Below are 13656 nucleotides of genomic sequence, written 5' to 3' on the forward strand. Positions count from 1 at the left end.
ATGCCCTCCCCGATCAACGAGCGCCTGACCCGGCTGTGGGCCCATGAGAAGGCCAGCACCGCGCTGCGCGTATCGATCGCGTTCGGCGGCGCGATGGCGCTGTGCTGGCAGTTCCAGCAGTTGGCCGCATTGCCGGCGGTGTTTCTGGGCATCATCGCCAGCGCGATCGCCGAGACCGATGACAACGGCTTTGGCCGGACCAAGGCGGTGCTGCTGTCGCTGCTGTGCTTCGGCGCCGCGGCCGGCGCGGTCACGCTGCTGTTCCCCTATCCGCTGGCCTTCATCGCCTGTCTGGCGACCACCACGTTCGCGCTGACCCTGCTCGGCGCGCTGGGCGAACGCTACGCATCGATCGCCCAGGGCACGGTGGCGCTGATGCTGTATGCCGCGATCGGCATCGACCAGCACGGCGCTGGCGACGCCGAGGCGGCCTGGCGCGGCGCGGGCCAATTGCTCGCCGGCGCCGCCTGGTACGGCGCGCTGTCGATCCTGTGGACGATCCTGTTCGCCAACCGCCCCGTCCGCGAGCGGCTGGCCCGGCTGTTCGCCGAACTGGGCCGCTACCTGCAGCTGAAAGCGGCGCTGTTCGAACCGATCCGCGACCGCGACCTGCACGCACGCCGGCTTGCGCTGTCGGAGCAGAACGCGCGGGTGGTCGCTGCACTGGAGGCGACCAAGAACGCGATCATCAGCCGCTTCGGCCGCTCCGGCCGCCCGGGCGTGCAATCGGGGCTGTACTTCCGCCTGTACTACATGGCGCAGGAATTCCACGAGCGCGCCAGTTCGTCCCACTATCCGTACGAGGCGCTGGCCGAGGCCTTCTTCCACAGCGACGTGCTCTATCGCGGCCAACGGCTGATCGAACTGCAGGGCCGCGCCTGCCGCGCCCTCGGCGAGGCGATCCGCCTGCGCCGGCCGTTCCAGTACGGCGCCGGCACGCGCCAGGCCATGGTCGATCTGCGCCAGTCGCTCGACCACCTGCACGCGCGCGGCGACGGCCGGCAGACGCGGTTGCTCGCCTCGCTCGAATCCTTGGTGCGCAATCTGCAGGCGATCGACCGTCGGCTGGCCGAGGACACGCTGTCGGACGCACCGCTGGACGGCATGGACACGCGCCTGCGTGATGCCTCGCCGCACACCCTGCGCGAAATGGCCACGCGCCTGGGGCGGCAGCTGAGCCCGACCTCGGTGCTGTTCCGCCACGGCCTGCGCATGGCGATCGCGCTGTGCGCCGGCTACGCGGTCATGCATGCGATCGGCGCGCGCAACGGTTTCTGGATTCTGCTCACCATCGCCTTCGTCTGCAGGCCGAGCTTCGGCGCGACACGGCGGCGCCTGGCACAGCGCATCGCCGGGACCTTGATCGGCCTGGCCGCCACCTGGGCGTTGATGCAGTTGTTCGTCGGCGTGGAGGTCCAGTTGCTGCTGGCGCTGCTGGCCGCGGTGGTGTTCTTCGTCAGCCGCACCGATCGCTACGCGCTCGCGACCGCGGCGATCACGGTGATGGCCTTGCTGTGCTTCAACCTGATCGGCGATGGCTTCGTGCTGATCTGGCCGCGCCTGCTCGACACGCTGATCGGCTGCGCGATCGCTGCGGCCGCTTCGTTCCTGATCCTGCCCGACTGGCGCGGACGGCAACTGCACCTGGTCATGGCCGGGGTCGTCGATGCCCATGCGCGTTACCTGGGGCAGGTGCTGGAGCAATACCGCAGCGGCATGCGCGACGACCTGCCCTACCGGATCGCCCGGCGCGACATGCACAACGCCGAAGCGGCACTGTCGGTGGCCCTGTCCAACCGGCTGCGCGAACCCGGACGCTACCGGCGCGACCTCGACGCCGCCTTCCGGTTCCTCGCCGTGTCCAACACCGCGCTCGGCTACCTGTCGGGACTGGGTGCGCATCGTGGCACGCTCGACGGCGATGCCGACGAGGCGGTGTTCGCGGCTGGGGCGCATCTGCAGCACGCACTGGCGCAGATCGCGGCCGCGCTGTCCGCGCGCCGGGCACCCCCGGTCGTCGACGCAGCCGCGGAGACCGCGATGGCCGAGGCGCTCGAACGCGCCGGCGATGCCACGGACGATCCGCGGCGCCGGCTGCTGGGCACCCAACTGGCCTTGCTGCTGCGCCTGCTGCCGGATCTGCGCAACGCCGCTGAGGCCGCTGGCGCAGCGGCGGCGACGTCCCGCCTCGCGGCGGCCGGCTGAGCGGACGTGACATACACGCCGACCCGATGACGGCCGCCACCGCGCGTGCCATCCTCCAGGCCGTTCCCACCAGGTCCACCGCATGATCCCAGGCAACGCCACGCTGACCATGTCCGTGTTGATGACGCCGGACATGGCCAACTTCTCCGGCAACGTGCACGGCGGCACGCTGCTCAAGTATCTCGACGAGGTGGCCTACGCCTGCGCCAGTCGCTACGCCGGGCGCTACGTGGTCACGCTGTCGGTCGACCAGGTGACCTTCCGCGAACCGGTCCATGTCGGCGAACTGGTGACGTTCCTGGCCTCGGTCAACTACACCGGCCGCACGTCGATGGAAGTGGGCATCAAGATCATCGCCGAGAACATCCAGGCCCGCTCGGTCCGCCACACCAACAGTTGCTTCTTCACGATGGTCGCCGTCGACCCCGACGGGCGCCCGGTGCCGGTCCCGCCACGCGAGCCGGCCAGCGCCGAGGAGCGCCGGCGCTTCGAGCAGGGCCGGCAGCGGCGTCAGATCCGCCAGGAACTGGAGCAACGCTACCGGGCGGTGCGCGGCACAGGCGATGCGCCGGACACGACGGCGTGATTCGCGTCGCGTCACACGCCATGACGCGCCCTGGCCGGACCGCCATGCCGACCTGCTAGGCTCCGCGCAGTCCGTCCAGGAGCCGCCATGTCAGGCCAGTCCCAGTTCGCCCTGCTGCGGCAGCGGCGCTTCCTGCCCTACTTCACGGTCCAGGCGCTCGGCGCGTTCAACGACAACGTCTACCGGCAATCGGTGATCGCGCTGCTGTTCTTCCTCGGCGTCGGCACCGCGGAGCGCACGCTCTACACCAATCTCGCGCCGGCGCTGTTCATCCTGCCCTACTTCCTGTTCTCGGCGATCGCCGGCCAGATCGCCGAGAAGCTCGAGAAGCAGAAGCTGATCGTGATCACGACCGCGATGGAGATCGCGATCATGACGCTTGCAGCCGCGGGCTTCCTGCTGCAGAGCATGCCGGTGCTGCTGGTCGCGCTGTTTCTGACCGGCACCCAGTCGACCCTGTTCGGCCCGGTGAAGTATTCGATCCTGCCTTCGGTGCTGCGGCCCGAAGAGCTGACCGGCGGCAACGGCCTGGTCGAGATGGGCACGTCGATCTCGATCCTGGCCGGCATGATCTACGGCGGCCTGGTGTTCAAGCTCGCCGGCAGCCACGGCCCCGAAGCCGCCGCGGCCTCGGTGGTCGCGCTGGCGGTCGCCGGCAACCTGGTCGCACGGCTGATCCCGAAGGTGGACGCCGGCGCGCCGACGCTGAAGGTCAACTGGAACCCGATCCCGGAATCGCGGGCGGTGATGCGCCTGGCCAGGCGCCAGCTCGCGGTGCGCAATGCGATCCTGGGCGTGTCCTGGTTCTGGTTCGTCGGCACGGTGCTGACCGCGCAGTTGCCGACCTACGCCGAGGTCTATCTGGGCGGCGTGGTCAACGACACCGCGCTGTACATCTTCGCGCTGGCGCTGTTCTCGGTCGGCGTGGGCGCCGGCTCGCTGCTGTGCGAAAAGCTGTCCGGACGCATCGTCGAGATCGGCCTGGTGCCGGTCGGCGCCTTCGGCATCAGCGCGATGCTGCTCGACCTGTACTTCGCCCGGCCCGGCCTGCCGCCGCAGACCGGCCTGACGATCGCCGCCTTCCTCGACGCACCCGGCGGCTGGCGCATCGTGGCCGACCTGGTCGGCGTGGGCCTGTTCACCGGCATCTTCGTCGTGCCGCTGTTCGCGCTGATCCAGAGCCGCACGCCCCGTTCGGAGCTGTCGCGGGTGATCGCCGGACTCAACATCCAGAACTCGCTGTTCATCGTCGCCGCAGCGGTGATCGGCGTGCTGGTGCAGCGCGAGTCGCTGTCGCTGGGCGGCCTGACGCTGCCGCTGCCCGGCCTGAGCGTCCCGCAGATGTTCCTGGCCCTGGCGATCGCCAACCTGCTGGTCGCGATCTGGATCTTCACGATCGTGCCCGAGTTCCTGATGCGTCTGGCCAGCATGCTGCTGGTCCGCACGCTCTACCGGCTGCGCGAGCGCGACGTTGATCCAGCGATCCCGGCAGACGGCGCGGCGCTGATCGTCTGCAACCATGTCAGCTACATGGATGCGCTGATCCTGTCGGCGGCGATCCCGCGGCCGGTGCGCTTTGTGATGGACCACCGGATCTTCGCGATCCCGGGGCTGCGCTGGATCTTCCGGCATGCCAAGGCGATTCCGATCGCCGGTGCCAAGGACGACCCGGCGCTGATGCAGCGCGCGTTCGACACCATCGATGCTGCCCTGGCGGAAGGCGAGCTGGTCGGCATCTTCCCCGAGGGCCGGCTGACGAGCGATGGTGAGATCGCCACCTTCCGCACGGGGGTGGAGCGCATCCTGGCGCGCGCTCAGGCGCGCGGCCAGCAGGTACCGGTGGTCGCGTTGGCGCTGCGTGGCATGTGGACCAGCATGTGGAGCCGGCACCACGCCCAGGCCGGCAGCCGGTTCGCCCGCATGCGTGTGCCGCGGCGCCTGCGCGCTCGCATCGAGGTCGTCGCCGCGCCGCGGATCGAAGCGTCGACCGATCTCACCGCTCCGATACTCGAGGCCGAGGTCCGGGCGCTCCGCGGCGATGCCGCCTGAGCCCTCTGCCCGCCGATGCCCGGCTCGGGTACGCTTGCGTCCATTCAGGTCTGCCCAGGCAACGGGCCGATCGTTTCTCGGGGAGTCAGATGCCAGTCCCGCCCACCTCATCGATGGCTGCGCAGCGCGTGCGAGCGGGCAGCGCAGCGTCGATCTCCGTCTCCGCTGCCCTGTTCAGCGGGTGGCGTGCCAGACGGCCGGTTCCATGCCGCCCGCCTGCAGCCGGTGACAGGACGGGGGCGTGGTGTCCACATCTCCACGACGCCATCTCCACCTAGTCTGCACGCGCTGCCCGCAATCCGAGCATTCCGTCACCCTCCCGCCATCCTCCAGGAGCGCACCACCATGAGCACCATCCCACCGCCCCCGCCGCCGCCCAATCCGTATGACGCCCCCGGCACGCCGCTGCCCGGCACGCCGATCGCGCCGGGCACGGTGCCCAACCACCTGGCGTGGTCGATCATCGCCACCGTGCTCTCGCTGTGCCTGTGCTGCATCGTCGGCACGATCCCGGGCATCGTCGCGATCGTGTTCGCCGCCAAGGTCAACACGCTGCTGGGCCAGGGCGATCTGGCAGGCGCACAGCGCGCGTCCAACACCGCCAAGACCTGGTGCTGGGTCACCACCGGCCTGTGCATCATCGGCCTGCTGTGGACGATCTACTCGCTGACGCTGGGCGGCGGCATGGAGCAGTACCAGATGATCTTCGACCAGATCCAGAGCGACATCTGATGTCCCACGTGCACGGCCAGCGCCCGCTGGCGCGCGTGCGCGCCGCCACCGTCGCCCTCGCGGGCGGCGGTCTGGCGGTGGCCGCGACCGGCGTCTGGCTGCTGCGCACGTTCGACCCCAATGCCCCGGGCAGCCCATTCCCGCCGTGCATGTTCTACGCCGCAACCGGATGGGTCTGTCCCGGCTGCGGCCTGACCCGGTGCCTGCACGCGCTGGTCCATGGCGACCTGCCGCAGGCGTTCTCGATGAACCCGCTGCTGCTGGTGCTGCTCGCGCTCTCGCCACTCGCGCTCGCCTGGCGCCTGGGCTGGCGGCCCGCCTGGCTGCAGCCGGTCGCTGCGCGCTTGTCGACGGCGACGTTCTGGCTGGTGCTGCTGTCGGTCTACTGGGTCGCGCGCAACCTGCCGTGGCCGCCGTTCACCTGGCTTGCGCCCGGCGGACTCGGCTGACAGCCCTTCAACCGGCCTCGGCGCCGGTCTGCAATGCGTACCAGCGTGCGATCAGCCAGCGCGAGATCGACAGCGCGGGCGACAGCGACAGCTCCGGATTGGCATCGCGCAACGCCGCGCCGATCGCATCGGCATCGAACCAGCGCGCGTCCTCCAGCTCGTCGTTGACGCGCGGGACGTCGGGCTCGGCCTCGGCGAGAAAACCGAGCATCAGCGAGGACGGGAACGGCCAGGGCTGCGAGGCGAGATACCGGCAACTGCGCACCCGCACCGCGCTTTCCTCGAACACTTCGCGTGCGACCGTCTGTTCGAGCGTCTCGCCCGGCTCGACGAAGCCGGCGAGCGTGGAATAGCGGCGTGGCGCCCAGGCCGCCTGGCGGCCCAGCAGCAGCCGCGTGCCGTCGGTCACCGCGACGATGATCGCCGGATCGGTGCGCGGATAGTGCTCGGTGCCGCATTGCGGACAGCGGCCGAGCCAACCGGCCCGCGCCCACTGCAGCGCGGCACCGCACGCACCGCAGTGCCGGTGGCGCGCACGCCAATGCAGCACCGCGCGCGCCTGAGCGAAGGCGGTGGAGTCGCGTAACGGCCACGACGCCGCGGCGCTGCGCAGATCCACGAAACCGTGCACGGACAGGCCCTGGGGGGCGTCGCCTGCAGGCAGCGCGAACCACCCCTGCTCGTCGTGCAGGCCCAGGAACACCGCAGAATCCGGGCGATCGCCCAGCGCCGTCCCGGTCAACGCCGGCGGCGCGCCGTCGGCGTCGACGGCCGCATCGCCATGCGCATCGAGCACCAGCACACGCGCCTCGGGCCACAGCCGCGACAGCACGGCGCTGTCGGTACGCAGATGTTCGGCGCGGTCGAGCGGCGCCTCGACGAAACGGAAGTCCATGCGGGGATTATGGCCGGCCGCGGTGTCGCGATGGCGACATGGACCGCTGCGTCACGCACCGACCGGCGGCACTCGCGCCGGCCAGCCGCCCGCCGGTCAGACCGTGAAGCTGCTGCCGCAGCCGCAGGTCGACTTCGCGTTGGGGTTGCGGATCGTGAACTGCGCGCCGTGCAGGCTCTCGACGTAGTCCACCGCTGCGCCCATCAGGTACTGCAGGCTCAGCGGATCGACCACCAGGGTGACGTCGTCGGTGACGATCGCCAGATCGTCCTCGGCGCGCTCTTCGTCGAACTCGAAGCCGTACTGGAAGCCCGAACAGCCCCCACCCTGGATATAGACGCGCAGGTTCAGCGCGGGATTGCCCTCGCCTTCGATCAACTCGCGCACCTTGGCCGCCGCGGCGGGCGTGAATTCCAGCGGCCGCTCCAGGGACTGGTAGCCGGGGCCCTCGATGGTCAGCACTTCGCTCATGGCCGACAGGATGGGGGGGCCGGCGGCCGCGTTCAAGGCTCGGGCGCGGAACGCGGCGTCACGTCTGCCCAGCTGAACGCGCGTTCCACGACCGCGCCGCGGCCCTTGGGCGCGAGCCGCACGGTGACCCGCAACGGCTGGAAACCGGGCGGCAACACGATATCGCCCTCGACCTGCTGGAAGTACTTGAACGCATACGGCACGCCGGGCGCGTCGGCGCGCTGGCGCAGGTCCGACCAGGCCAGCGTCTGCAGCCGGCCGTTGCGGGTGCCCTCGATCGCCAGCCGCATCTCACCCTCGCTGGCCGCATCGCGGGCCAGGCTCTGGGTGAGCGTGGCGGTGTAGTGCCAGCCCTGATCGGTCCGGGGCTGCATACGCAGCTCGTGGACGCTCAGTTCACGGCCCTGCGAGGTCGACCCGACGAAGCGCTCATAGAACGCCACGTCGGCGCGCAGTGCGGCGATCTCCTCGTCGCGTTCGGCCAGCGTCCCCTGCAATTCACGGTTCGCGTCGCGGCTGATCTGGTCCGAACGCGTGAGCGTGGCGACCTGCTGCTGCAGGTCCTCGATCTGGGCGGCCTGGGCGGCGAGCTGGCGCTGGGGATGGGCCGCGCCGGGTGCGAACACCTGCCACGCGCCCCACAGGCCGAACAGCAGTGACACTGCCGTCACGCCGAGCAGCACGCGCATCCAGCGCGGGCCATGCGGAGGGCGGGCGGACGCGCCGGGCGAGGCCGGCGTCGGGGGCTGCCCGGTGGGCTCGGGTGGGATCATCGGACAAGGTATAGCGAGCGCGGCGAAGCGCAGTCAAGCCGCCGCGCTCCCTATACTCGTTGCCATCGCGCGCCGCGCCCCGCGTTGCGGCGAATCGGAGGTCGCGATGTCGGAAGCCCATCTGTTCGCGATCGGTGTGGTGCTGGCGTGGCTGGCCGGCGTGCGCGCCTATCTGACTGTCTTCGGGGTCGGGGTCGCCGGCGCGCTTGGCTGGCTCGACCTGCCGCCCGCGCTCGAGGCCACGGCCTCGCCCTGGGTGCTGGGCGTGTCGGGCGCGTTGGCGGTGGCCGAATTCTTCGCCGACAAGATCCCCGGCGTCGATTCGGGCTGGGACCTGCTGCAGACGCTCGCGCGCGTGCCGGCCGGTGCCTTCCTCGCCGCGGCCGCGCTGTCGCCCGACGGCGAGCTGGGCGCCGGCATGCTCGCCACCGGCGCGGGCGTGGCGCTGAGCAGTCATGCGCTCAAATCGGGCACGCGGCTGCTGCTCAATCTGTCGCCCGAACCGGTCAGCAATGTCGCCGCCTCCTCGACCGAGGACGTGGTGACCGTTGGCGCACTCGGGCTGGCCCTCGCCTCGCCCTGGCTGGCCCTGGCGCTGGTGGTGGCGATCGGCCTGATCGGCCTGCTCGCAGTGGTCTGGCTGTGGCGCCGGGTGTTCGGCCGTGGCCGCAAACGCGCGGCCGTCTTGCCGCGCTCCTGATCGCGGCCGGGTAAAGTGGTCACTTCCCAGCTTCTCGTTCTCGCCACGCCATGCCCGATCCCGACAAACCGCAACGCGCGGAGTTCCCCCCCACTGCATATTGGAGGCGGTGGGCCGCCGATGCCGGCCGCCCGTCGCTGCCCGAGGCCGCCGACGCGACTGCTGCCGAGCGCGGGGACACGGCCGCGGTGTTGAACGACGACGGCAGGCCGTACCGGGTGCTGGTGGTCGAGGACGATCCGAGCCAGGCGCTGTTTGCCGAGAGCGTGCTCAACGGCGCCGGACTGCAGGCCCGTGTGGTCGCGATCGCCAACGAGTTCCTGTCGACCGTGGCCGAGTTCGGCCCGGACCTGGTGCTGATGGACCTGCACATGCCGGGCATGGATGGCGCCGAACTGACCGCGCGGCTGCGCCAGCAGCCGGCGCACCGGCATATCCCGGTGGTGTTCCTGACCGGCGATGTCGATCCCGAGCGCCAGTTCGAGGCGCTGGAGGTGGGCGCCGACGATTTCCTGACCAAGCCGGTCCGGCCGCGCCACCTGGTGTCGGCGGTGCACAACCGCATCCGCCGCGCCCGCACCCTGCAGCAGATGCCCGATCCGGGCCGTAGTCCGGTTACCGGCCTCAACAGCCGGCTGCAGTTGCTGCAGCAACTCGCCGAGTCCATCCCGGCGCACCCGCGCGGCGTGCTGGCGTTCGTCGAGATCGAGGGCATCACCGCGCTGCGCGACCGCTACGGCTACGCGGGGCTCGAGACTGTCCTCACCGACGCCGGCCGCCACCTGCATCACCTGGTCGAAGGCGCGGCGGCCACGCGCCTGAACGACAACACCTTCCTGGTGTTCGCGCCGCAGATCGACCGGACCGCGCTCGACGCCTGGGCGCGCGGGCTGCGCGACGGGATCGGCAGCCACCCATTCCCGCTCGCGGGCCAGAGCCTGCGCCTGCGTGCGCTGATCGGCTATGCCGATCTCGCGCACGCCTACGAGGACCCCGGCACCGCGCTGGCCGCCGCCGAGCAAGCCCTGCGCGATGCACGCGGCACGCCGGCCGGCATCGCGGTGCACATGCCCGCGCCGCCCGCGGGCGGCGACGACGCGACCCCATCGTTGTCGGAAGACCTGCGCGGCGCGCTCGACGAGGGCCGCATCGAACTGGCATTCCAGCCGATCGTCTCGGTCGCCGGCGGCGACGAACCGCAGTACCAGACCCTGCTGCGGCTGCGCGGTCGCGATGGTGAACTGCATTCGGCCGCGCGCATCCTGCCGGCGGCGGAACTTGCCGGGGTGCTGTTCGACATCGACCGGCGCGTGCTGGAACTGGCGATCGCCACCCTGGCCGAGCGCACCCAGCGCGGCGGCGCAATGCGCCTGTTCGTCTCCCAGTCCTCGCGCAGCCTGGTGCAGGCAGGCTATGCCGACTGGCTGCTGCAGCGCCTGCGCGACGCCGGGATTCCGGGGGCTGCGCTGGTCATCGACGTGCGCCAGGACGATGCGCTGATCCATGCGCTGTCGCTGCAGGAATTCTGCGCGCGCATGGTCCCGGCCGGCGTCCAGCTGTGCCTGGGCCAGTACAGCGACGGCGATGAGGCCAACGCATTGCTCGCGCAACTGCCCTTGGGCTTCGTGCGCCTGTCGGGCCGGTACTCGCGTCAGCTCGACGAGCCGCGCGTGCGCGACGAGATGCGCGGCGCGGTCGAACGCGCGCACCGACTCGGACTGCAGGTGATCGGCCAGCAGGTCGAGAACCCGCAGGCCGCCGCGACGCTGTGGATGAGCGGCATCGACTACATCCAGGGCAACCTGGTGCAGCGCGTGGCCGACGCCCTCGACTTCGACTTCCACCACTCGGTGCTGTAGCCGCGATGGCGCTCTCTGCCTTGCGCCGCGGCGCACTTCTGGCTGCGATCGCAGCAGCGGTGGCCGCGTCGCTGCAGATGCTGGCAATCCCCGGCCCCTGGCCGCTGGTGGCCGCCGTGCTGGCGGCCGTGGCCGCGGCGGCAGTGTGGGCGCTCGGCGCGCCGCTGCGCACGCAGCAGCAGGCCGTCGAAGACGCGCAGGCCCAGGCGCAGCGCGATGCCCAGGCCTGCGCACAGTTGCAGCGCGAGCTCGATGCGCACACCCATCTGGAGCAGCAACTGCGCCAGGCCAAGACGGCGGCCGAATCGGCAGTGATGGCCAAGGGCGAGTTCCTGGCCACGATGAGCCACGAGATCCGCACGCCGCTCAACGGCATCACCCCGATGCTCGATCTGCTGCTGCACGCGCCGCTGCCGGCCGACCACCTCGAACTGGTCCGCACCGCCTATCTGTCGGCGCAGCAGATGCAACGCATCGTCGACGACATCCTCGACTACTCCAAGCTCGAGTCCGATCGGCTCGACCTGGAGGTCACCGGCTTCAACCTGCGCGAACTGCTGCAGAGCGTGATCCAGCCGATGGACCGCCAGGCCCAGGCCAAAGGGCTGCGCATGCAGTTGCAGATCGATCCGGCGGTGCGGCTGGCGGTGTGCGGGGATCCGGTGCGGCTGCGCCAGATCCTGAGCAACCTGCTCAGCAATGCAGTGAAGTTCACCGAACGCGGCGGCATCACCGTGGACGTGCGGCGGCTGGGTGAGACCGCCACGCATCACCGGCTGCGCTTCGAGGTCCGCGATACCGGCATCGGCATTCCGGTGCAAAGCCAATCGCGGCTGTTCCAGGCCTTCAGCCAGGCCGACGCATCGACGACGCGGCTCTACGGCGGCACCGGCTTGGGCCTGGCGATTTCGCGGCGGATCGTCGAACTCATGGAGGGCAGCATCGGCGTCACGTCCGCGGCAGGCGCGGGTTCGACGTTCTGGTTCGAGATCCCGCTGCGCAAGGCTCAGGGCGATCTGCAATCGGGCGCCGGTGCATCGGGGCCGGGGGCCGCCCTGCTGCTGACCGCCGATGCACGCCTGCGCGCCCGCTTGTCGATGCTGCTGTCGGACTGGGGCCTGCGTGTGCAGGCGGTCGAGACCACGCACGAAGCGCTCGAACAGCTGCGCCAGGGCGCAGGCGCCAGCCCGTCCGCGGCCTGGACGATCGTCGTCGCCGACCTGGCCGGACTGCGCGATGGCGGCGTCGCGCTGCGCCGCAATCTCGCCCGGCATGCCGACTACGGGCAACCGCGGCTGGTCTGCCTGCAGGGGGACGAGCCGGTCGACGGCCCGGACGACGAGGCCGTCGTGCTCCACCGACAGGCCCCGGATGTGCGCCTGCGCGAGGCGGTGTTGGGCGAGTCGGTGATCGGCGACGCATCGGACCCCGTGCAGCCCGCACCGATGCCGTCTCCACGCACTGCCGCGCCCAGAACACCACCGTCCGCGGGCCTCGCGCCGCAAGGCGGCGCTGCACTGAAGCCGCGCGTGCTGCTGGTCGAGGACAACCCGGTCAATCAGATGGTCGGGCAACGCTTGCTGGGCGTGCTGGGCCTGCCATGCGACACCGCCGGCAACGGCGAGATCGCGCTGGAGAAGCTCGCCGACGGCGGCTACGACATCGTGCTGATGGATTGCCAGATGCCGGTATTGGATGGCTATGCAGCGACCCGGCGTTGGCGCGAGCGCGAGGCCGCCTCCGGCATCGGGCGCCGCCTGCCGATCGTTGCGATGACTGCCAATGCGATGGCTGGCGATCGGCAGAAGTGCCTGGATGCCGGCATGGACGATTACCTGGCCAAGCCGGTCACGCGCAGCGAACTGGCGCGTTGCCTGGAGCGCTGGTGGCCGGCCGAGGCGCAGGCAGGGACGGGCGCTGGCAGCGGGATGATGCCGGCCGCTACGGAAGCTGAGACGCAGCCCGCCACGCCAGTGACCGCCTCACCCACCGCACCGCCCTCGCCGGCATTGCCGGACGCGCCGGGGCCCGATGTCCTCGACGGCGAGGTGCTCGACGACCTGCGCGATCTGCTCGGCGACGATGTCGACCGGCTGGTGGCGGTATTCCTCGACGACACCCCGCGCCTGCTCGCCAGCTTCAATGCCGCGGCCGCGGCGGGCGACCAGGACGCGATGCGCGAAGCCGCGCATTCGCTCAAGTCCTCGAGCGCCAATCTCGGCGCGCTGGCCCTGTCGGCGGAGGCGAAACGGATCGAGGCGGCGGCGCGGGCGGAAACGCTGCGTGAGGCCGAAGACGCGGCCCGGCGACTGGACGCGGCGTTCGCACACGCGCGTCAGGCACTGCTGGCGCGGGCACCGGCCGCCGGCTGATCGGCGCGCCGGACGCGCGCCCGCACCCAGAGGCGATCAGTCGTCGCCCATCTGGCTCTGCAGATAATTCTCTTCGCCGATGCGATTGATCAGGTCGAGCTGCGTTTCCAGCCAGTCGACGTGTTCCTCTTCGTCTTCGAGGATGTCGGCCAGCAGCTTGCGGCTGACGAAATCGCCGACCTGCTCGCAATGCGCGATCGCCTCGCGCAGCACCGGCAAACCGTCCATCTCCAGCGCGAGGTCGCATTCGAGCATCTCGCGCGGCGTCTCGCCGATGCGCAGCTTGCCCAGCGCCTGGAAGTTCGGCAGCCCCTCGAGAAACAGAATGCGCTCCGACAACGCGTCGGCGTGCTTCATCTCCTCGATCGATTCCTTGTACTCATGCTTGCCCAGCGCCTCCAGGCCCCAGTGCTTGAGCATCTTGGCGTGCAGGAAGTACTGGTTGATCGCCGTGAGCTCGTTGTACAGCGCCTGATTGAGGTAGCGGATGACCTGCGCGTCGCCCTTCATCGCGGTGCGTCCTGTCGGGGGAAAGGCGCCACTCTAGCCGGACGCGCACGTCGAT

12 protein-coding genes are annotated in these 13656 nt (G+C 70.6%); 8 read left to right on the top strand and 4 right to left on the bottom strand.

Going from position 1 to position 13656, the window contains the following annotated elements:
- The 5 genes from yccS (at position 1) to FHW73_RS15955 (ending at position 6021) form a co-directional block, all read left to right on the top strand.
- Positions 1-2205 carry a YccS family putative transporter gene (gene yccS, locus FHW73_RS15935; RefSeq protein ID WP_183427742.1) on the top strand — a complete coding sequence of 735 codons (2205 nt, stop codon included), beginning with the start codon at positions 1-3 and terminating at the stop codon, positions 2203-2205.
- An 82-nt stretch (positions 2206-2287) separates the two neighbouring features.
- A complete protein-coding gene (locus FHW73_RS15940) occupies positions 2288-2791 on the top strand; it encodes an acyl-CoA thioesterase (RefSeq protein ID WP_183427743.1) in 504 nt (167 codons plus the stop codon).
- Between the two features lie 87 nt (positions 2792-2878).
- Positions 2879-4840 carry an MFS transporter gene (locus FHW73_RS15945; RefSeq protein ID WP_183427744.1) on the top strand — a complete coding sequence of 654 codons (1962 nt, stop codon included), beginning with the start codon at positions 2879-2881 and terminating at the stop codon, positions 4838-4840.
- Between the two features lie 345 nt (positions 4841-5185).
- The gene (locus FHW73_RS15950; protein ID WP_183427745.1) at positions 5186-5572 is read left to right on the top strand and encodes a CD225/dispanin family protein; all 387 of its coding nucleotides are present in this window, start codon (positions 5186-5188) and stop codon (positions 5570-5572) included.
- Positions 5572-6021, top strand: a complete 450-nt coding sequence (locus FHW73_RS15955) for a DUF2752 domain-containing protein (protein ID WP_183427746.1) — start codon at positions 5572-5574, stop codon at positions 6019-6021. The genes FHW73_RS15950 and FHW73_RS15955 overlap by 1 nt, the downstream gene beginning before the upstream one ends.
- A gap of 7 nt (positions 6022-6028) precedes the next feature.
- Here the strand turns inward: FHW73_RS15955 and nudC are convergent, their stop codons facing one another.
- The 3 genes from nudC to FHW73_RS15970 form a co-directional block, all read right to left on the bottom strand.
- Positions 6029-6916 (bottom strand): NAD(+) diphosphatase, encoded by an 888-nt coding sequence (nudC, locus tag FHW73_RS15960; protein WP_183427747.1) that lies wholly within the window; start codon positions 6914-6916, stop codon positions 6029-6031.
- A gap of 96 nt (positions 6917-7012) precedes the next feature.
- Positions 7013-7387 (bottom strand): iron-sulfur cluster insertion protein ErpA, encoded by a 375-nt coding sequence (gene erpA, locus FHW73_RS15965; protein ID WP_183427748.1) that lies wholly within the window; start codon positions 7385-7387, stop codon positions 7013-7015.
- Between the two features lie 32 nt (positions 7388-7419).
- Entirely contained in the window at positions 7420-8160 is a 741-nt protein-coding gene (locus FHW73_RS15970; RefSeq protein WP_255493051.1) for a DUF6776 family protein, read from the bottom strand.
- Between the two features lie 106 nt (positions 8161-8266).
- Between FHW73_RS15970 and FHW73_RS15975 the strand changes: the two genes are divergently transcribed.
- From FHW73_RS15975 to FHW73_RS15985, 3 genes are read left to right on the top strand one after another with little or no spacing between them, the layout of a single operon-like run.
- Complete coding sequence (locus FHW73_RS15975; protein WP_183427749.1) at positions 8267-8860, top strand: DUF4126 domain-containing protein; 594 nt, start codon at positions 8267-8269, stop codon at positions 8858-8860.
- Positions 8861-8910: 50 nt separating this feature from the next.
- Positions 8911-10719, top strand: coding sequence for an EAL domain-containing response regulator (locus FHW73_RS15980; protein WP_183427750.1), 1809 nt, complete (start codon positions 8911-8913; stop codon positions 10717-10719).
- A 5-nt stretch (positions 10720-10724) separates the two neighbouring features.
- On the top strand, positions 10725-13091 hold the full coding sequence (locus FHW73_RS15985; protein ID WP_183427751.1) for a hybrid sensor histidine kinase/response regulator: 2367 nt from the start codon (positions 10725-10727) through the stop codon (positions 13089-13091).
- Between the two features lie 36 nt (positions 13092-13127).
- On the opposite strand, the gene bfr is transcribed toward FHW73_RS15985, so the two are convergent.
- A complete protein-coding gene (bfr, locus tag FHW73_RS15990) occupies positions 13128-13601 on the bottom strand; it encodes a bacterioferritin (RefSeq protein WP_183427752.1) in 474 nt (157 codons plus the stop codon).
- Positions 13602-13656: the final 55 nt, after the last annotated feature.

The sequence above is a fragment of the Luteimonas sp. RC10 genome (genome assembly GCF_014192745.1).
GTDB lineage: Bacteria > Pseudomonadota > Gammaproteobacteria > Xanthomonadales > Xanthomonadaceae > Luteimonas.